Below are 19,326 nucleotides of genomic sequence, written 5' to 3'. Positions count from 1 at the left end.
CATTGTCCCTTTCGCGGGCTTCAGAGCCGCGTCGCTCCGGCAAGCGCCGGAATGAGTATTCGTGCGGTCTGACGGGCCTCCTGATCGATGTCCAGAGCCTCCGTCACCGTCGATGGTGCTGCGATGCTTCTTCCAGAGAAAGTCGAGCAAACCTTCTCAACTATCTCTGAAACATCATAAAATGCAATTCGACCTGCCATGTAGGCCTCGACGGCGATCTCATTGGCGGCGTTCAGGATCGTCGGGATTGCCCCTCCGGCCCTGAGTGCTGCCTTGGCCAGAGATAGGCACGGGAAGCGCCCTTCGTCAGCCCGCTCGAAGCTTAATCGGCCAATCGCGGCAAGATCGAGACGGGGCAAGTCCATGGTCAGACGGGTTTCATCCCGCAGCGCATTGGCAATCGGAACCTTCATATCCGGCAGGGCAAGCCCAGCTGTGACGGCACCATCGCACCACTGGACGAGGCCATGCACGATGGCTTCGGGGTGGACAAGGACATCGAGCCGCTCTGCCCCAAGGTCGAACAGATGATGGGCCTCGATCAACTCGAGGCCCTTGTTCATCAATGTGGCCGAGTCGATGTTGATCTTGGATCCCATGGACCAGACCGGATGGGCGGAGGCCTCCTTGGCAGTGGCCTTTGCGATACGTTCCCTGCTCCATGTGCGGAAAGGACCCCCGGATGCGGTTATCACCGCCTTTTCCACATCCCTGTTGGAGCCGGCCGCGAGAGCATGTTCCAGGGCGTTATGCTCGGAATCCACCGGAATGATCGCGACGCCGAGGCGGCTAGCATCGGCCATGAAGGCACTGCCGGCACAGACGAGGCTTTCCTTGTTGGCAAGCGCAAGCCGCCTACCCGGCTTCAGTGCCGCATGAGTGGGGGCCAAACCCGCCGTTCCGCTGATGGCAGCCAGGACGATGTCTGCGTCACGCTCGACAGCCTCCAGAACGGCAGCCTCTCCTGCGCCGCTTTCGATCCCGCTCCCTGACAGGGCTTGCCTTAATGCCTCTCCCCCTCGCTCATCGGCGAGCGCGGCGAACCTGGCTCCAAGTTGCCGGGCGACTTTCCCGAGGGCTGCAGCATCCCGCCCGCCCACGACGGCTTCAACGCGCAACTCATCGCGGTGAGCGAGAACGACATCGGCAGTTGAACGGCCGATGGAGCCGGTTGCTCCGAGAATCGTGAGGGAACGGGTCATCAATGCCTATGCAGTGAGGTGAATTGTCAAAAGAACGGCCGCTACGATGAGACATACGGCCCAAAAGCCGTCCAGGCGATCCATGACGCCACCGTGGCCCGGGATGAGATGGCTCGAATCCTTGACGCTGCAATAGCGCTTGAGAGCCGATTCCCCGAGGTCTCCGATCTGGCTCGCGACCGATGCGACGATGGAGAGGATGGCTATGCCGAGAAAGCCGAAGGGCAGGCTCAGTCCATACTTCTCCCCGGCCCAGGCGACCAGGACGCCGCTCAGTCCCGCGGCAATGACGCCGCCGATGAAACCGGACCAGGTCTTCTTCGGGCTGATGGGCGGACAAAGCTTCGGACCACCCAAGGTCCGGCCAGTGAAATAGGCGGCAATATCCGTCGACCACACTACAGCGAACATCCACAGGAGACCCAAGATCCCGAGTTCGAGATGATCGCGCACAAGTGGTGGAACGAGAACGATGAGGGACGCATAGAGGAAACCCGAAGCCGACCAGATCCTGGTGGCGGTGCCCCGTGTCAGCAGCGCGCCCAATACGAGAAAGAAAAGTCCCGCCGCCATGAACAGGCCGATGTTTGCATCCGCCAGGAAGAGAACGGTCAAAGCGGTGAGGCCGAGGCCCAGAATACCCTGCACCAGGGCGCGCGGTTCCGTGCCGGTCATGCGCGTCCATTCCACCATGACGGCAATTCCAGCAGCGAGCCAGAACAGGGCAAAGGGCCAGCCGCCCCAGTAAGCCGTCAGAAGGGCGGCGGCGATCATGACGACGGCGGACATGACCCGCGTCGTCAATTCCTTGGATGAGGCTGGTTTGGGACGGGACGGCAGGGATGAACCTTGGTCTGCGACCATCATTAGCCCGCCCGGGCGCTCAAACCGCCGAAACGGCGATCGCGCCTGCAATATTCGTCGATGGCGGCCCGGAATGCCGTCTCATCGAAGTCCGGCCAGTAGCAGGGCAGGAAGACGAACTCGGAGTAGGCGGTCTGCCAGGTGAGGAAGTTCGACACCCGCTGCTCGCCCGAAGTCCGGATGACGAGATCGGGGTCTGGAATGCCATGCGTGTCCAGGGTGGCTCCAACCGTGTCCATGTCGATGTCGGCAGGATCGAGCTCTCCGTCCCTCACCTTGCGCGCAAGGGCCCGCACGGCACTCACGATCTCCTGACGCCCGCCGTAGTTAAAGGCGATGACCAGGGTCAAGCCGGTGTTCGACCGGGTGAGCTGCTCCGCCTCATCCAGCAGCAGGCGAATATCAGAAGCTAATCCGTCCCGTTCGCCAATGATCCGGACCCGGATGTTATTGGCGTGAAGCTCGGCGAGATCGTGCCGCACGAACCGCTTGAGGAGACCCATGAGGTAGGAAACCTCATCAGCTGGCCTGCGCCAATTTTCCGCCGAGAAGCTGTAGACGGTGAGGTACCGAATGCCGAGATCGGTCGCGGTTCTCACCGCACGGCGGATCGCGTCAATCCCCTTCCGATGCCCCTCGAACCGGGGCAACCCTCTCTGCGCGGCCCAACGTCCGTTCCCATCCATGATGATGGCGACATGGGTCGGCATCCCCTCGCCTGCTTCCGTACAGGCAAGGCTTGGGGCCGACCTTGTGGCTTCGCCGCTCATATTTCCGTCCTGATGCCCGCCTGACGATCAGACGTGCATGATTTCCTTTTCCTTGGTCACGAGGAGGCTGTCGATCTCGGCTACGAACTGATCGGTGGCCTTCTGAACCTGGTCCGCGTGGCGTTTCCCGTCATCCTCGCTGATCGCGCTGTCCTTCTCAAGTTTCTTGAGAAGATCGAGACCGTCGCGGCGCACATGGCGAACGGCCACGCGAGCCTCCTCGGCATATTTGTGCGCCACCTTAACCATTTCCTTGCGGCGCTGCTCGTTCATTTCCGGGATGCGCAGGCGGATGACCTGGCCCTCGGTCTGCGGGTTCAGGCCGAGATCCGATTCCCGGATCGCCTTCTCCACAGCGGCCACCATGCCCCGGTCCCAGACCTGAACGCTAAGTAGCCGCGGCTCCGGCACGTTGACCGTGGCAACTTGGGTGATCGGCATCAGGGAGCCATAAGCATCGACCTGAATGGGATCGAGAAGGTTCGGCGAGGCGCGCCCGGTGCGAAGGCTAGCCAGGTCGTTCTTGAAAGCGTTGATGGCGCCCTGCATGCGGCGCTTCACATCGGCGAGATCAAAGGTCGTGGCCATCAGATTTTGTCCTAACGCGAACTATTTAAACGGGCTTACGCTTCCCAGGGTCCAGCATCAAGGCCCTAGGATCAAGGGGCGACCACCGTCGAGGGCACTTTCCCCTGGAGAAGAGCAGTGACGGAGCTGGGGGCGTGCACGGAGCCCACGATGATCGAGAGCCTGCTCTCCCGCGCCAGGGCGAACGCTGCCGTATCCATCACCTTCAGGTCCTTGGCGATGGCCTCGTCATGGGTGAGACGATCGAATCGGACCGCATTGGGATCCTTTTTCGGATCTGCCGAGTAGACGCCATCGACCTGCGTCGCCTTCAGGACCGCGTCGCAACGCAGTTCCGCAGCGCGAAGGACGGCCGCCGTATCGGTGGTGAAGAAGGGGTTGCCGGTGCCGCCGGCCAGGACGACGACTTGGCCCTTGTCGAGGTGGTGCAGGGCCGGCTGACGGGCGTAGGTTTCGCAGATCGTCGGCATCGAGACGGCCGACATGGTCCGAGCCGGAACGCCGGCCGCGTTCAGGGCCGTCTCGATCGCGAGCGAGTTCATCACCGTCCCGAGCATGCCCATGGAATCGGCGGTGGGGCGGTCGATCCAGCCGGCGGCGCTCATGCGGGCGCCGCGGATGATGTTGCCGCCGCCGATGACGACGGCGATCTCGAAGCCGGCGCGGGTGGCCTGGGCGAGATCCTCAGCCAGCGAAGACAGGATCTGCGAGTCGAGCCAGTATCCATCGGGAGCCATCAAGGCCTCACCCGAAAGTTTCACCAGGATGCGCCGGAACGTTGCCATCGTCAGACCTTTCTTTTCGAGACCTCTCATGAAAACGGCGGCTGAAGAGCCGCCGTTTGCCTGGGTTCGATTTAGGCCTTGAGACCGGCCTGGGCGGCCACTTCCGCCGCGAAGTCCGGAGCCTCTTCCTTCTCGATGCCCTCTCCCAGAGCAAAGCGGACGAAGGCCTTGAGGGTAACCGGCTTGCCGGCTTTGGATTCGGCTTCCTTGAGGACCTGGGTTACGGTCTTCGAAGGATCGTGAACGAAAGGCTGCTCCAGGAGGGTGACTTCCTTGAAGTAGCTCTTCAAGCCGCTCTCGATGATCTTCTGCATGACATGGTCCGGCTTGCCGGCATTCTTGTCCCGCAGGATGGCGCTCTCGCGCTCGACCGTCGCCTGATCCACACCCGACGCATCGAGGGCCACCGGGTTGGTGGCTGCCACGTGCATGGCGATCTGGCGGCCGAGCGTGCCGAGAACGGTCACGTCACCCTCGGACTCAAGGGCCACCAGGACGCCGATCTTGCCGAGGCCTTCGGTCACCGCGTTGTGGACATAAGACGCAATCACGCCCTTGGACACTTCGAGCTTGGCGATCCGGCGCAGGGTCATGTTCTCGCCGATGGTGGCGATGAGCTCCTGCAGGCGATCCTTCACGGTCGTCTGCGAACCGGGGAAGTGGGCAGCCTCGAGCGATTCGATGGTGCCGTTGCCCATCAGGCCGATCTTGGCGGCTTCGCGAACGAAGGCCTGGAACTGGTCGTTGCGGGCGACGAAATCCGTCTCGGAGTTCACCTCGAGAATCGTCGCGGTATGACCGGACGACTCGACGGCCACCAGACCCTCGGCGGCCACGCGGCCAGCCTTCTTAGCGGCCTTCGACAGGCCCTTCTTGCGGAGCCAGTCAATCGCAGCCTCCATGTCGCCGTTGGTCTCGGCGAGAGCGGCTTTGCAGTCCATCATGCCGGCGCTGGTCGTCTCGCGCAGCTCTTTCACCATCGCAGCGGTGATGTTCGCCATGGCTTTTCCTTTCAAAGGTTCACGCATAGAGGGAGCCCGGCGCTCGTGGAACGCCGGGCTCGGTCAATCGTTCAAGCGGCGCTGCATGTCGCGGCGCCGTAAGGCTTACGCAGCAGCGGCTTCGATCATCGAGCGGGCCTGGTTGATCCAGCCGTCACGCTCCAGGCGACCGTTCAGCTTCAGGTCCTTGTCGAGCTGGGCGGCATCGCCCGGCTGCATGGCGGCCAGCTGCCAGTAGTGGAAGATGCCGGCCTCGTTGAGCTTCTTCTCGAGCTGCGGACCGACGCCGTTCAGCTTGGTCAAGTCATCCGGAGCACCACGCGGGGCAGCCAGACGCTCGAACTGCTCGCCTTCATAGGCGGCAACGGCCGTGTCGTTTGCCGGGAGTTCCTCGGCCATCGGGTTCTCGGACTCGCCGATATCGATGCCCATAGCGCCGGCACCACGGGAGATGCCGTCGAGAGCGGCGCGGGCGACCAGATCGCAGTAAAGCGAGATCGCGCGACCGGCGTCGTCATTGGCCGGAACCGGGAAGGTGATGCCGTCCGGATCGCAGTTCGTGTCGACGATGGCAGCCACTGGGATGCCGAGGCGCTTGGCCTCCTGGATCGCCAGCTGCTCCTTGTTGGTGTCGATGACGAAGATCAGGTCGGGCGTGCCGCCCATATCCTTGATGCCGCCGAGAGCGCGCTCGAGCTTCTCCTTCTCGCGGGCGAGCATGAGGCGCTCTTTCTTCGTGAGGCCCTGGCCGCCGCCGGCGAGGATCTCGTCGACCTTGCGCAGGCGCTGGATCGAGCCGGAGATCGTCTTCCAATTGGTCAGCATGCCGCCGAGCCAGCGGGAATTCACGTAGTACTGAGCCGAACGCTTGGCCGCATCGGCGACCGCATCGGAAGCCTGACGCTTGGTGCCGACGAAGAGCACACGACCGCCCTTGGCGACGGTGTCGCTGACGGCCTGAAGGGCGCGGTGCAGCATCGGAACCGTCTGGGCGAGGTCGATGATGTGGATGTTGTTGCGGGTGCCGAAGATGTACTGACCCATCTTCGGGTTCCAACGGTGAGCCTGGTGGCCAAAGTGCGCGCCAGCCTCAAGCAGGCTGCGCATCGAGAAATCGGGAAGCGCCATAGTCTATTCTCCGGTTAAGCCTCCGCGGAACAGTGGACCGGACTTCCGGCCACCGGGGTATCCTCATGGGCTCATGAGGGGATTCCGCGTGTGGGATAGGCGCGCATATAGGGGTAAAAGCGCGGAAATGCAAGCGGAGGATGTCAGACCTCCAGAGCGCGACTTCCCTGTCCCCTTCAGCCGGAAAATTGCTTGCGCAGGAAGAAGCGAGCGTGCCCCTGGGGCCGCTCCCCAGCCTGATTTTCTAGAATTCCGAAGGTTTCATAGCCGAGCTTTTCGTAAAAGCTCTTGGCACGCCGACTTGAGGTGTCCAGCCACGCCCCATGGCATCCCCGTTCGACGGCCGCCCCTTCGGCGAGCCTCATGATTCTGGCACCGAGACCCTGACTGCGAAGATCCTCTGAAACCCAGAGGATCTTGATGACAAGCCATCCGTACGAGGTTCCGCCGATGAGCCCGCCGACGATCACACCTTGTCCGTCGCGGGCCAGGATGCCGAAGGGGGCATAGTCGCTGGCGGGGACGTTCTGTCTCAGTGAGTCGAGGAGGTGCGCCTCGATTTCATCCGCGAATGCTTCAGGTTCAGCCTCAACCGTAAGCTGGATAGAGGCAAGGCGCTCGTTCATGGGGGCACCGATGATCCGCCGGATAATTCTTCTGCTGTAAAGCTGTTCCGAGCGGGTCAGTTCACGTGCACGTCCACGACCCCCGGCACCGCCCGGAGCGCTCCGGCGATCTGGGGGCTCGCCATGTACTTGCCGGGCAGCTTGACCTCTACCTCTCGATCCCCGTCGTCAAGGATAAGCACAAGAGAGACCTCACCCTCGCCACGAGCCTTAAGCCGCTCATAGACGCTGGGGATCGGCCGTTCGTCGCGCAGGAAGATGCGCATGCTCTTCTGGTGCTTGGCGAGCGCCTCGTCCAAGGGCTCGGCCATGCCGATACGCGCCCTCACCTCCTCGCCCTCAAGACCAGCCTGCAGCATCAGCACCACGGCGGAGCCGGGCTCCAGGACTTCCCGCAGCCGCATGAGTCCTTCCGAGAAGATGATCGCCTCGAACTGCCCGGTCTGATCCGACAGGGTGAGAATTCCCATCTTGTTGCCGGTCTTGGTGCGGCGTTCCTGTCGATCAAGAATGGTGGCCGCCACCCGTCCCACGGAGTTGCCCGCCTTGACCGAGCGGCAGAACTCGACCCAGGTCTGCACCCGCAGCTTCTTCAAAAGCTCGCCGTACTCGTCGAGGGGGTGGCCTGACAGGAAGAAACCGACGGCATCGTACTCTCGCTGCAGTCGCTCGGCGGCGGGCCAAGGATCGTAGGGGCCGATCCGCAGCTGGACATCCGCCGAGGCGACGCCGCCGAACATGTCCATCATGCCGCCGTTGGCCGCTTCGTGCGATTGTTGGGCCAGACTCATGATGGCATCGATGGACGCGCAGGCCTTGGCCCGGTCCGGCTCTAGCTCGTCGAAGGCGCCTGCTGCGATCAGATTCTCCAGCGTGCGCTTGTTGAGCATGCGGGGATTGATGCGCCGCGCAAAATCGGCGAGGTCCCTGAAGGGCTCACTCCCCCTCGCCTCCACCACGGCCTCGATGGCCTGGCGGCCCACTCCCTTCACGGCGGCGAGCGCATAGAGGATCGATCCCGTGCCCTCCGCGTCATAGACCACGTCGAACACCACGCCCGAGCGGTTGATCGAAGGCGGGATCACTTTGAAGCCGAGGCGCTGCGCTTCGCGGCGGAATTCGGCGAGCTTGTCGGTGTTGTCGAGGTCGAGGGTCATCGACGCGGCCAGGAACTCGACCGGATGATTGGCCTTGAGATAGGCCGTCTGGAACGCGACCAGCGCATAGGCCGCCGCGTGGCTCTTGTTGAAGCCGTAATCCGCGAACTTGGCGAGAAGGTCGAAAATCTCGTTTGCCTTCGCCTTGTCGAGGCCGCCCTCCTTCGCACCGGACACGAAGCGCTCGCGCTGCGCGTCCATTTCGGCCTTGATCTTCTTGCCCATGGCGCGGCGCAGCAGGTCGGCGTCGCCGAGCGAGTAGCCGGAGAGGACCTTCGCCACCTCCATCACCTGCTCCTGGTAAACGATGATGCCGAAAGTTTCGCGCAGGATTGGCTCCAGCTTGTCGTGCGGATACCAATCCCTCTTGTTGTGCTCGTCCTTGCCAAGTTTGCGCGCGCAGTAAACCGGGATGTTCGCCATAGGTCCCGGACGATAGAGCGCCACGAGGGCGATGATGTCCTCGAAGCGGTCGGTCTCCATTTCGACAAGCGCCTTGCGCATACCCGCCGATTCCACCTGGAACACACCGACCGTCTCGCCGCGCTGGAGCATCTCGTAGGTTTTGCGGTCATCGAGCGGCAGAGCCGAGAGATCAATCTCGATGCCCTTGCGTCGGATAAGATCGACTGCCGTGCGCAGAACGGTGAGGGTCTTGAGGCCGAGGAAGTCGAACTTCACGAGGCCAGCCTGCTCGACCCATTTCATGTTGAACTGGGTAACGCGCATACCGGTCTTCGGATCTCGGTAGAGAGGCACCAATTCTTGCAATGGCCGGTCGCCGATCACCACGCCGGCCGCGTGGGTCGAGGCGTGCCGATGCAGCCCTTCGAGCTTCTGCGCGATGTCCAGCATGCGCTTGACCACCGGTTCTTCGTCGATGGCGGCCTGCAGCTTCGGCTCGCCTTCGATGGCCTGCGCAAGTGTCACCGGATTGGCGGGATTCTGGGGGACCAGTTTGGTGAGCTTGTCCACCTGCCCATACGGCATTTCGAGGACGCGGCCGACGTCGCGCATCACCCCGCGGGCGAGCAGCGTACCGAAGGTGATGATCTGCGCGACCTGCTCTTCGCCATAGCGCTGCTGAACATATTCGATGACGCGCTCGCGTCCCTCGACGCAGAAGTCGATATCGAAGTCAGGCATCGAGACGCGTTCCGGGTTGAGAAAGCGTTCGAAAAGAAGGGCAAATCGCAGCGGATCGAGATCGGTAATGGTGAGCGCGTAAGCGACAAGCGAGCCGGCACCCGAACCGCGACCCGGTCCGACCGGGATGTTGTGATCCTTGGCCCACTTGATGAAGTCGGACACGATGAGGAAGTATCCCGGAAACTTCATGTTCCGGATGATGCCGATCTCATAGGCGAGACGTTCGCGGTAGTCCTGCTCGGTCAGGCCCGGCGCGGGTCCATGTGCGGCGAGGCGCTTCTCAAGTCCCTCCTCTGCCTGCCGTTTCAGTTCCTCGCCTTCATCAAGGGTCGCAGCGTCGGGGCCCGTGCCGAAATTCGGGAGGATCGGCTTGCGGGTCTTCACGCGGGTCGCGCAGCGCATGGCGATTTCGACGCTGGCCTGCAGGGCATCCGGCAGGTCAGCGAACAGCTCCATCATCTGCTGGCGGGTCTTGAAATGATGCTCCGGCGAGAGGCGCCGGCGATCGGGATTAGAGACGATCTGGCCTTCGGCGATGGCAAGAAGCGCGTCATGCGCCTCGTAATCCTTGGCTGACGAGAAGAACGGTTCGTTCGCCGCAACGATAGGCAATCCATTGCGGTCTGCCAGCGCGATGAGCTCACCTTCTATCAGGCGCTCATCCTCCAGGCCGTGGCGCTGGAGCTCCACATAGAGCTGGTGACCAAAGGCATTCTTGAGAATGTCGAGCCGCGCTTGCGCCAGGTCCTGACGCGCGCCGTTGCGCAGAGCGCAATCGAGGGGACCCGAGAAGCCGCCGGTCAGGGCGATCAGCCCCTCGCTATGGGTCGATAGTACGGGCGCCATCACCCGCGGATCCTCACCTAACGGCACGCCGAAATAGGCATGGCTCACGAGGCGCATGAGGTTGCGGTAACCTTCCTCATTCTGCGCCAGAAGCACGATATTGGACGGCTGCGGCACAACGCGGGCGACCGGATCCGGCTCCTCGAAGCAGACGGAGAGCTGAACGCCCGCGATGGGCTGGATGCCGGAGCCCGCGAGTTTTTCCGAGAACTCCAGGGCGCCGAAGAGATTGTTGGTGTCGGTAAGCGCAAGGGCCGGCTGCTTATCGGCAGCAGCGAGTTTTGCCAGTTGCGCGACCTTCAGAGCCCCCTCGAGCAGCGAGTACGAGGAATGGACATGCAGATGGACAAAACCGATATCGTGAAGAATGCGCGCCATAAAACTCTACTCATCGAACGGCACGCATAGTGGCACGATTCTTTGCTAAGGAAGCCTGACCTCCGGCCTCAAGGAGTATGTTCCTGTGAATCCCGGTGGGTTGTTGTGGATCTCGGTATCAAGCGATGGGAGAAAGGACCAGAGCCCAGATTGCCACGGCCGATCCAAATATGGCGAGAGAAGCGATTTCGGCGGTGGTCTCAAGGATGAAGCGAAGCATGGTGTGATCTCCGTGTTCCCAATATGTTCATCTTTGTTCATTGGATGTTCTGTGTAAAGCATGTGCAGAGCCCAGGCTCGGGACGGAGTCAACAAATCGTTAAGACGCAACAAGGCCCCCTTCGCCTCAGAAAGGCGGGCCGATCTATTGCTCAAAACAGAGACGTGAGGTCTTAGGGCAGTTGAACGATCAGGCCGTCGCGGATGGTTACGCGCCGATCCATGCGGGCCGCGAGATCCATGTTGTGCGTGGCGATCAGGGCGGCGAGCTTCGAGGCGCGGACAATGGCGACGAGCGTCTGGAAGACGCGATCCGCCGTGTTGGGATCGAGGTTGCCGGTCGGTTCGTCGGCCAGGAGCAGGCGTGGAGCGTTGGCGACCGCGCGGGCAATGGCAACACGTTGTTGCTCGCCGCCGGACAACTCGCCAGGACGGTGATCGAGGCGCTTGCCCAGGCCAAGGAATGTCAGAAGCTGGGTCCCGCGATCCTGGGCTTCCGCCTTTGACAGGCCGCGAATGAGTTGCGGGATGACCACGTTCTCAAGCGCCGAAAACTCCGGCAGAAGATGGTGAAACTGGTAGACGAAGCCGAGTTCCTCGCGTCGGATTCGCGTGCGCTCTTGGTCGTTCATGGCTGCGGTCGGTTTCGAACCGACGAAGACTTCGCCGCCGTCCGGCTTTTCCAGCAAGCCTGCCAGATGGAGCAGGGTCGACTTGCCAGTGCCGGACGGCGCGACAAGGGCCACGATCTCACCCGGCCAGATCGCGAGGTCCGCACCACGCAGCACCTCGAGGAAGCTGTCCCCTTGCGGGTAGCGGCGCTCGACCTTCGAGAGATACAGGGCGGGTTGGGACTGGGCTGGCGACATACTCAACCGTAACGCAGCGCTTCGACTGGATCGAGCTTCGCGGCCCGCCAGGAGGGATATAGGGTCGCGAGAAGCGACAGCACCATGGCCATGATGAGGATGGTGGCCACTTCGGTCGGATTCACTTCCGCGGGTAGACGGCTCAGGAAGTACAGTTCCGCCGGGAAAAGATTGGTGTTCGTCAGCCGTGAGATGACGTCGCGGATCGTCTCGACATTAAGCGCAAGCAGCAGCCCTAGACCGAAGCCGGCGATCGTGCCCACAATGCCGATCGAGGCGCCCGTGATCAGGAAGACTCGCATGACCGCACCCCGAGTCGCGCCCATGGTGCGCAGAATCGCGATGTCCTCCGACTTGTCCTTCACGAGCATGATCAGCCCGGAGATGATGTTGAGCGCCGCCACCAGCACAATGAGCGTGAGGATCAGGAACATCACGTTCCGTTCGACCTCCAGGGCACCGAAGAAGGTCCGGTTGCGCTGGCGCCAGTCGGTCATCAGGATCGGGCGTCCCGCTGCCTCGTCGATGGCAGCACGAGCCTCGTCCACCCTGTCGGCGTTGTCGAGATAGACCTCGATGAGCTGCACGTCGCTCTGGCGGTTGAAGTAATTTTGCGCCTCGGTCAGCGGCATGAACACGAAGGTCGAGTCGAACTCCGACATGCCGATCTCGAAGATCGCCTTGACCGGATAGCCTTTGACCCGAGGAGCCGTCCCGAAAGGTGTCGATGCGCCGCGAGGCGTGATGAGCGTGAAGGTGTCGCCGGCCTGAAGCGAAAGCGCATCGGCAAGGCGACGCCCGATGGCGACACCTTCGCCTTCCTCGAAGTTCTCGAGCGTCCCCTGACGCAGGTTCGCGGCAATATGCTCGATCTTGCGTAAGTCCTCCGGGCGGATGCCTCGCACGAGAACGCCGCTCCCGTTGTACTGCGAGGAGCCGAAGGCTTGTCCCTCCACAAGCGGGATGGCGCGCTTGACGCCCGGCACCGCGGCAATGCGGGCTGCGACCTCCGGGTAGTCGGTCAGAGGGCTCTCAAGCGGTGCCACGAAGATATGGCCGTTGATGCCGACGATCTTGTCGAGCAGCTCCTTGCGAAAGCCGTTCATGACCGAAAGCACCACGATGAGCGTGGCGACGCCAAGCATGATGCCGAGGAAGGAGAAGCCCGCAATAACTGAAACAAAGCCTTCCCTCCGCCGCGTGCGCAGGTATCGCCCGGCGAGCATCCACTCGAAGAGCGAGAAAGGCTTCGTCCCAGCCGACGCTGTCTTGGCTTTTCGTTCCTGGGCCATGACCGCTTATTTATGTGCTGTGAGGCGGGCGATCACATCATCGAGCGCGAGATGCTCGCGCTCTCCCGTGGCACGATGCTTCAACTCCACCCTACCCTCGGCAAGACCTTTCGGTCCGATCAGAACCTGCCACGGAACGCCGATGAGATCGGCGGTTGCGAACTTCCCGCCAGGACGCTCGTCCCGGTCGTCGTAAAGCACGTCGCGTCCCGCGGCTGCCAATTCGCGATAGAGCCGCTCCGATGCGCCATCTGTCGCTGCGTCACCAGCCTTCAGATTCAGGATCGCCACATCGAAGGGAGCAACGGCCTCCGGCCAGATGATGCCGTTCTCGTCGTGGCTCGCCTCGATGATCGCGGCGATCAGACGGCTGGGACCGATGCCGTATGAGCCCATATGGACCGGCTTCTCCTGCCCGTCCGGCCCCATGACCTTCGCGCCCATGGGCTCGGAATACTTGGTGCCGAAATAGAAGATGTGGCCGACTTCGATGCCGCGGGCAGACATCTTCTTGTCCTGCTGAACGGCATCGAACGCAGCAGCATCATGCATTTCGGACGTGGCTGCGTAGAGCGATGTCCATTTGTCGACCGTGGTCTGGAGTCCAGAAATATCGTCGAAATTGGTGTCAGCTGGCGGAATGTCGAAATCCAGGTAATCCGCGTGACAGAAGACCTCGCTCTCGCCGGTTGAAGCCAGGATGATGAACTCGTGGCTGAGGTTGCCTCCGATCGGACCCGTATCGGCCCGCATCGGGATCGCCTTCAGTCCCATGCGGGCGAAGGTCCGGAGATAGGCCACGAACATCTTGTTGTAGGAATGGACGGCGCCGGCCTGATCCAGATCAAAGGAATAGGCATCCTTCATCAGGAACTCGCGCGAGCGCATGACGCCGAAGCGCGGCCGCACCTCATCGCGGAACTTCCACTGGATGTGATAGAGATTCAGCGGCAGATCCTTGTAGGAGCGCACATAGCCCCGGAAGATCTCCGTGATCATTTCCTCGTTGGTCGGGCCGAACAGCATCTCGCGCTCGTGGCGGTCCTGGATGCGCAGCATCTCCTTGCCATAGGCATCATAGCGGCCAGACTCCCGCCAGAGATCGGCCGACTGGATCGTCGGCATGAGGAGTTCGACCGCACCGGAGCGGTTCTGCTCCTCGCGGACGATGGCGTTGACCTTGTTGAGGACCTTCAAGCCGAGCGGCAGCCAGGCATAAATTCCCGCGGCTTCCTGGCGGATCATGCCGGCACGCAGCATGAGGCGGTGGGAGACGATCTCCGCCTCTTTTGGCGTCTCGCGGAGAATGGGAAGGAAGTAGCGGCTCAAACGCATGGGACGCCTTTAGCTCTCGGTCAGAACAGGAAAAATCTAGCGACTCGTTTCCAGCACACAACACAGGGCCTGGGCAAAAGACAAGCTGTCATCACCTTGTCGGGCCTGCGGCGAGATGGATTAGACCAAAGATCAATACAAGAAATGCCAAAAAATGCATCAGGAAGTGCCTATAAAAGGTGACACCGCTTGGTGAGGTGACTATAAACAAAACCCTAACGTCTTGGACCTTCCAAGGTCAGAGGCTACGGTCCGAGTTTCGGGAGGAATGAAGTCCCCAGGCGCCACGAGGCGCTGGCCTGAGAAAGCCAGGGATCAAAAATTGCCAAAAGGCAGTTCAGGCAAGGCGAAAGCCTTGCTTTTCTTTTTTGCTTTCCTCCTCTTCTTGTGATTAGAGGCCGGCCAGGGGAAATATCGCCGCTACCACGACGAGGACGATGGACGCAACAAGCGTCGTCCAGATCGCCTTCTCCCGCAGGGCAGGAAGTGCTGGCGCACCAGGCTCGCTGCCTTGGACGACCTCCCCGCTTTCCACTTGGCTCCGAATCCCGAAGGGCAGGACGGCAAAGAGCAGGATCCACCAGATCACGAAGTAAAGCGCAAGGCCCCCGCTCACCCGAAGGCCAAAGGCATTGACGGCGATGGCGATGGCAATCCCTGACACGACCAAGACGATCGCGATCGTGGACCATAGCGAACCTGCAAGAGATTTCACAAAGCTTATCAACAGCTTGTCCTCAGGCCTGCTCAAGTTCGATAAGTGTGCCGTTGAAATCCTTGGGGTGCAGGAAAAGCACCGGTTTTCCGTGGGCTCCGGTCTTCGGTTCCCCCGAGCCCAGGACCCTCGCCCCGGAATTCACAAGCCGGTCCCTCGCCGAGAGGATGTCATCAACCTCGTAGCAGATATGGTGCATTCCGCCATCCGGGTTCTTCTCCAGGAAGCGGGCAATGGGCGATTCTCCACCCAAGGGTTCCAGGAGCTCGATCTTGGTATTGGGTAGAGTGATGAAAACAACCGTCACACCATGCTCTTCGAGCGACTCAGGTTCCGAGACTTCCGCTCCAAGGGTCTTACGGTAGACCTCCGAAGCAGCCGCGATGTCGCGCACGGCGATGGCAACATGATTGAGACGCCCGATCATCGGCACTCTCCCCCTTCCAGATCTTACGCCTCGATCACCAGCACGTGGCAGGCGGGTTTCTTGCCCCATTCCTGGTTCACGGCAGCACGCACGGCTCGGTGGACGGCGTTCTCGACGGCCTCCGGATCCCGCCGCTTGGCTTTTGAAAGTCCATCGAGCAGATCGGCCACGGTATCGGCAATGATGTCCGTCAGGTCCCGACCCTGCCGGTTCTTGTCCGGCAGGCCCATGGCATCGATCACCGGATCGCCGACCAGCTCGCCCCGGTCATCGATGGCAATTGCCACCGTGACGATACCGGCGAAGGCGAGCTTCCGGCGCTCCGGGAGAGCCCGCTCACCGGCTCCGATGACGATGTTGCCGTCGCGATAGAGACGGCCCGCCGGAACATTGTCAACGATCTCGGCGGGGCCGGGCGCAAGGCGGACGAGGGTTCCGTTCTTTGCCCGAACAACCTCTGGCACGCCCTGGGCCCGTGCAAATTTCGCGTGCTCGCTCAGGTGCAGAGGCTCGCCGTGCGCAGGAATTGCGATGCGCGGCCGGGTCCATTGGTACATTTGGGCCAACTCGCCCCGTCGAGGATGGCCGGACACATGGACCAGTTCCGTACGGTCAGTGATGACCTCGATGCCCTGCTCGATCAGGCTGTTGATGATCGAGCCCACACCCTTCTCGTTTCCGGGGATGGCACGGGATGAAAAGATGACCCTGTCTCCGGCGGAGAGCGCGATGTCCGGGTGCTCGTCCTGGGCGATACGGGCGAGAGCCGCGCGGGGCTCTCCCTGCGAGCCTGTGAGGATCGCAACGATCTTGTCCCGCGGTATGTATCCAAAGTTTTCCGTGGAACGGAATTCGGGCAAACCGTCGAGATAACCGCATTCTTTCGCCACTTCGACGACTCGGTCCATGGCTCGGCCGACGACCACGACCTCACGGCCACATTCGCGGGCTGCTTCCGCCACGGAGCGGATGCGTGCGACGTTGGAGGCAAAGGTGGTGACCGCCACGCGGTGAGGCGCATCCTTGATGAGCTGCGCCAAGTTCTTGGAGACATCGGATTCGCTCGGGCTTGTGCCCTCGCGGACCACATTGGTCGAATCGCAGACGAGCGCCAGCACCCCTTCGTCGCCCAGGGCGCGGAAGGCTTCTTCCGACGTCAGGCTGCCGAGGTAAGGCGTGTTGTCGAGCTTCCAGTCACCCGTGTGCACCACGAGCCCATGAGGAGTTCGGATTGCCAGAGCATTGGACTCCGGGATCGAATGCGCGACCGGCACATACTCGATGTCGAAGGGGCCGAGCTTGAGGCGCTGGCCGGGCACGATTTCCCGAAGATCCACTTTCGGGGCACCAGCCTCCGACAGGCGACGGGTCTCCAACAGGCCAATGGCGAATTTCGTGGCGTACACCGGTACGTTCAGGCGCGGCCACATTTCGACGAGGGCACCGATATGGTCCTCGTGGGCATGGGTGATGAATATGCCCAGCAGATTGTGACGTTCTTCCTCGATGAAGCGCAGATCCGGATAGACGACGTCGATGCCAGGCAGGTTCTCCTCGCCGCCGAAGCCCATGCCGCAATCGACCAGAATCCACTGCCTGTCCTCCTCGGAGCCGAAGCCGTAGAGGGCAGCATTCATGCCGATTTCGCCAAGTCCTCCGAGGGGAAGAAAGACCAATTCGTCCTGGTGGGAAGCCATTCAGTTCAAGACCTTTTCGAGCCAGTGTCAGGCTGAGCTATATCGTGCAGCAAATTGGGAAAATAAAGGTCGCCTGCATCGATGAGTTCCACCCCATCGCGACTTCTCAGCTGCAGGCGCCCGAACCGGTCGAGCCCTTGGAAGATGCCCTTCTTCTCGCCCGAAGGCAGCCGAAGTGTCACTTCCTGACCGAGGCCCGCAGCACGCTCCAGCCAAAGCTGCCGGATGGCGCCGAAGGGATCCGATGCATTCCTCCGGGCGGATATGCCCCAGGCAGTGAAAGCCCGGGCGAAAGCAGAGGACAGGGCACGCAGCACGTCAGCCTTGTCGAGCCCAGGATTGATTGTCTGCAATACCGTAGCGGGGTACGGGGTGCCGGTCGGCGCAAAAGCCACATTCACTCCAAAGCCGATCACGATGGCGAAGGGGCCGTCAGGCTTCAGACGATGACCTTCAAGCAGCAGGCCGGACACCTTGGCGCCATCGAGCAGGAGGTCGTTCGGCCACTTCAGGGCAAGACGCGGTGCACCGATGCCCGTGACCGCCTCAACCGCCTCGTGCAACGCGAGCCCGGCCACGAAGCCGAGCTGCGGTGCCGACGGCATGTCGCACGGATCGATCAGGAGCAGACTGGCATAGAGGTTGCCGGGTGGCGACGACCATTGCCGGCCATGCCGCCCCCTCCCCGCGAGTTGCTCGGCCGCGGTGATCCAGAGCCGACCTGGATCACCGGACCGGGCGGCCTGGAGGGCATCGTCATTCGTCGAGTCCGTCGCCCCAAGCGAGAGAATTCGGTAGCCGGCGGCCTCGGCCTCAGGCGACAGATGCACGATCAGAACAGGGATCGCGCCGCGGCGCCCGCTGCATTGACGATGGGAGCCGGCACCAGCCAGAACAGCAGCACCACGGCACTCGACACCACGAGGACGAAGCTCACGCCCGGGGACATGCGCTCGAACCTTTCGACCGGAGCGTCGAAATACATGACCTTGACGATGCGCAGATAATAATAGGCGCCGATCACGCTCGTCACGACGCCGATCACAGCGAGCGTCACGAGGTTCGCCTGGATAGCGGCCGCGAAGACGTAGAACTTCGCGAAGAAGCCTGCCAGAGGCGGAATACCGGCCAGCGAGAACATCATCATCGCGAGGCAGAACGCAAGTGCAGGATGGGTACGCGAGAGGCCGGACAGGTCGTCAATCGACTCGAACATCACATTGCCGCGGCGCATCGCGAGGATGATCGCGAAGGAACCCAGCGTCATGGCCAGATAGATCGCCATGTAGATGGCGACGCCCTGGACGCCGTCCGGCGTGCCGGCGGCAAGACCGATCAGGGCGTAGCCCACGTTGCCGATGGATGAATAGGCCATCAGGCGCTTCAGGTTGCGCTGACCGATGGCCGCGAAGGAACCGAGTGCCATCGAGGCAATCGAGATGAAGACGATGATCTGCTGCCACTGGATCAGAATGCCCGGGAAGGCATCGATGAAGACGCGGGTCGCCATGGCCATGCCGGCCATTTTGGGGGCGGCGGCAAAGAAGGCCGTTACAGGTGTCGGCGATCCTTCGTACACGTCCGGCGTCCACATGTGGAACGGCACCGCCGAGATCTTGAAGGCGATGCCGGCAGCGACGAAGACGAGACCGACGATGGCGCCGATGCCCACATTGCCCTGCAGAACCGTGGCGATGACCGGGAAGGACACGCTGCCAGTGAAGCCGTAGATCAGCGACGCACCGTAAAGCAGCATGCCCGAGGAGAGCGCGCCGAGCACGAAATATTTCAGACCGGCCTCGGTCGAGCGTACGTTGTCACGGTCGAAGGCCGCGATCACGTAGGACGACAGGCTGAGCAGTTCCAGACCGAGATAGAGGGCGATCAAATCGTTCGCCGAGATCACCATCATCATGCCGATTGTGGAGAGCACGATCAGGATCGGATACTCGAAGCGGTAGATCCCCTCACGGTTCATGTAGTCCAGAGAGAGGATGATGCCGCCGGCTGAGGCTAGAAGCGTCAGTGCCTTCATGAACTTGGCGAAGCCATCGACGACGAAGGAGCCGGCCATGGTCTCAACCCGCTCCGATGGGAGCATCAGGACAGCCACGAAGGTGACGGCAAGAAGTGCCAGCGCAATGATGCTCATGCCGTAGCCCGGACGTTCGCCGCGAAAAGCGCCGAACAGGACTAGGGCGAGCACGCCGACCGCCATGAGAATCTCTGGCAACATCGGACCGAAAGCGGGAATGGTGAGGGCGGGGTTCATCGTGAC

17 protein-coding genes are annotated in these 19,326 nt (G+C 61.9%); all 17 read right to left on the bottom strand.

Annotated elements, in window-relative coordinates:
* Positions 1–20: 20 nt before the first annotated feature.
* Positions 21–1,202 (bottom strand): 1-deoxy-D-xylulose-5-phosphate reductoisomerase, encoded by a 1,182-nt coding sequence (gene dxr / locus VB672_RS18015; protein ID WP_329785584.1) that lies wholly within the window; start codon positions 1,200–1,202, stop codon positions 21–23.
* 6 nt (positions 1,203–1,208) lie between these two features.
* Complete coding sequence (locus VB672_RS18010) at positions 1,209–1,991, bottom strand: phosphatidate cytidylyltransferase (RefSeq protein ID WP_329785583.1); 783 nt, start codon at positions 1,989–1,991, stop codon at positions 1,209–1,211.
* A gap of 77 nt (positions 1,992–2,068) precedes the next feature.
* Entirely contained in the window at positions 2,069–2,776 is a 708-nt protein-coding gene (locus VB672_RS18005; RefSeq protein ID WP_329785582.1) for an isoprenyl transferase, read from the bottom strand.
* A gap of 87 nt (positions 2,777–2,863) precedes the next feature.
* The gene (gene frr / locus VB672_RS18000) at positions 2,864–3,424 is read right to left on the bottom strand and encodes a ribosome recycling factor (protein ID WP_329785581.1); all 561 of its coding nucleotides are present in this window, start codon (positions 3,422–3,424) and stop codon (positions 2,864–2,866) included.
* 71 nt (positions 3,425–3,495) lie between these two features.
* The gene (gene pyrH / locus VB672_RS17995; protein WP_442932100.1) at positions 3,496–4,209 is read right to left on the bottom strand and encodes a UMP kinase; all 714 of its coding nucleotides are present in this window, start codon (positions 4,207–4,209) and stop codon (positions 3,496–3,498) included.
* 71 nt (positions 4,210–4,280) lie between these two features.
* On the bottom strand, positions 4,281–5,210 hold the full coding sequence (gene tsf, locus VB672_RS17990; RefSeq protein ID WP_329785580.1) for a translation elongation factor Ts: 930 nt from the start codon (positions 5,208–5,210) through the stop codon (positions 4,281–4,283).
* A 105-nt stretch (positions 5,211–5,315) separates the two neighbouring features.
* The gene (locus VB672_RS17985) at positions 5,316–6,338 is read right to left on the bottom strand and encodes a 30S ribosomal protein S2 (protein WP_329785579.1); all 1,023 of its coding nucleotides are present in this window, start codon (positions 6,336–6,338) and stop codon (positions 5,316–5,318) included.
* 176 nt (positions 6,339–6,514) lie between these two features.
* The gene (locus VB672_RS17980) at positions 6,515–6,964 is read right to left on the bottom strand and encodes a GNAT family N-acetyltransferase (protein WP_329785578.1); all 450 of its coding nucleotides are present in this window, start codon (positions 6,962–6,964) and stop codon (positions 6,515–6,517) included.
* 56 nt (positions 6,965–7,020) lie between these two features.
* The gene (gene dnaE, locus VB672_RS17975) at positions 7,021–10,494 is read right to left on the bottom strand and encodes a DNA polymerase III subunit alpha (RefSeq protein WP_329785577.1); all 3,474 of its coding nucleotides are present in this window, start codon (positions 10,492–10,494) and stop codon (positions 7,021–7,023) included.
* 392 nt (positions 10,495–10,886) lie between these two features.
* Positions 10,887–11,582: an ABC transporter ATP-binding protein gene (locus tag VB672_RS17970; protein ID WP_329785576.1), complete on the bottom strand. Its 696-nt coding sequence runs from the start codon at positions 11,580–11,582 to the stop codon at positions 10,887–10,889.
* A 2-nt stretch (positions 11,583–11,584) separates the two neighbouring features.
* Positions 11,585–12,874: a lipoprotein-releasing ABC transporter permease subunit gene (locus VB672_RS17965; protein WP_329785575.1), complete on the bottom strand. Its 1,290-nt coding sequence runs from the start codon at positions 12,872–12,874 to the stop codon at positions 11,585–11,587.
* Positions 12,875–12,880: 6 nt separating this feature from the next.
* The gene (proS, locus tag VB672_RS17960) at positions 12,881–14,209 is read right to left on the bottom strand and encodes a proline--tRNA ligase (RefSeq protein ID WP_329785574.1); all 1,329 of its coding nucleotides are present in this window, start codon (positions 14,207–14,209) and stop codon (positions 12,881–12,883) included.
* A 391-nt stretch (positions 14,210–14,600) separates the two neighbouring features.
* Positions 14,601–14,924: a DUF1467 family protein gene (locus VB672_RS17955; protein ID WP_329785573.1), complete on the bottom strand. Its 324-nt coding sequence runs from the start codon at positions 14,922–14,924 to the stop codon at positions 14,601–14,603.
* Between the two features lie 22 nt (positions 14,925–14,946).
* Positions 14,947–15,351, bottom strand: a complete 405-nt coding sequence (gene mce / locus VB672_RS17950) for a methylmalonyl-CoA epimerase (RefSeq protein WP_329785572.1) — start codon at positions 15,349–15,351, stop codon at positions 14,947–14,949.
* A gap of 23 nt (positions 15,352–15,374) precedes the next feature.
* Positions 15,375–17,048, bottom strand: coding sequence for a ribonuclease J (locus VB672_RS17945; protein ID WP_329785571.1), 1,674 nt, complete (start codon positions 17,046–17,048; stop codon positions 15,375–15,377).
* Between the two features lie 5 nt (positions 17,049–17,053).
* Positions 17,054–17,878: a biotin--[acetyl-CoA-carboxylase] ligase gene (locus VB672_RS17940; protein ID WP_329785570.1), complete on the bottom strand. Its 825-nt coding sequence runs from the start codon at positions 17,876–17,878 to the stop codon at positions 17,054–17,056.
* 2 nt (positions 17,879–17,880) lie between these two features.
* Positions 17,881–19,320: an NADH-quinone oxidoreductase subunit NuoN gene (gene nuoN, locus VB672_RS17935; protein ID WP_329785569.1), complete on the bottom strand. Its 1,440-nt coding sequence runs from the start codon at positions 19,318–19,320 to the stop codon at positions 17,881–17,883.
* Positions 19,321–19,326 lie beyond the last annotated feature (6 nt).

This window comes from Microvirga sp. CF3016 (assembly GCF_036314085.1).
GTDB lineage: Bacteria > Pseudomonadota > Alphaproteobacteria > Rhizobiales > Beijerinckiaceae > Microvirga.
The sequence above is the reverse complement of the archived record's forward strand: the minus strand, read 5'-3'. Positions and strand labels throughout refer to the sequence as shown.

Bases quoted from the DNA above. Each gene is read 5' to 3' on its own strand.
- dxr (WP_329785584.1), bottom strand. From the start codon at position 1,202: ATGACCCGTTCCCTCACGATTCTCGGAGCAACCGGCTCCATCGGCCGT.
- VB672_RS18010 (WP_329785583.1), bottom strand. From the start codon at position 1,991: ATGTCCGCCGTCGTCATGATCGCCGCCGCCCTTCTGACGGCTTACTGG.
- VB672_RS18005 (WP_329785582.1), bottom strand. From the start codon at position 2,776: ATGCCGACCCATGTCGCCATCATCATGGATGGGAACGGACGTTGGGCC.
- frr (WP_329785581.1), bottom strand. From the start codon at position 3,424: ATGGCCACGACCTTTGATCTCGCCGATGTGAAGCGCCGCATGCAGGGC.
- pyrH (WP_442932100.1), bottom strand. From the start codon at position 4,209: ATGGCAACGTTCCGGCGCATCCTGGTGAAACTTTCGGGTGAGGCCTTG.
- tsf (WP_329785580.1), bottom strand. From the start codon at position 5,210: ATGGCGAACATCACCGCTGCGATGGTGAAAGAGCTGCGCGAGACGACC.
- VB672_RS17985 (WP_329785579.1), bottom strand. From the start codon at position 6,338: ATGGCGCTTCCCGATTTCTCGATGCGCAGCCTGCTTGAGGCTGGCGCG.
- VB672_RS17980 (WP_329785578.1), bottom strand. From the start codon at position 6,964: ATGAACGAGCGCCTTGCCTCTATCCAGCTTACGGTTGAGGCTGAACCT.
- dnaE (WP_329785577.1), bottom strand. From the start codon at position 10,494: ATGGCGCGCATTCTTCACGATATCGGTTTTGTCCATCTGCATGTCCAT.
- VB672_RS17970 (WP_329785576.1), bottom strand. From the start codon at position 11,582: ATGTCGCCAGCCCAGTCCCAACCCGCCCTGTATCTCTCGAAGGTCGAG.
- VB672_RS17965 (WP_329785575.1), bottom strand. From the start codon at position 12,874: ATGGCCCAGGAACGAAAAGCCAAGACAGCGTCGGCTGGGACGAAGCCT.
- proS (WP_329785574.1), bottom strand. From the start codon at position 14,209: ATGCGTTTGAGCCGCTACTTCCTTCCCATTCTCCGCGAGACGCCAAAA.
- mce (WP_329785572.1), bottom strand. From the start codon at position 15,351: ATGATCGGGCGTCTCAATCATGTTGCCATCGCCGTGCGCGACATCGCG.
- VB672_RS17945 (WP_329785571.1), bottom strand. From the start codon at position 17,048: ATGGCTTCCCACCAGGACGAATTGGTCTTTCTTCCCCTCGGAGGACTT.
- nuoN (WP_329785569.1), bottom strand. From the start codon at position 19,320: ATGAACCCCGCCCTCACCATTCCCGCTTTCGGTCCGATGTTGCCAGAG.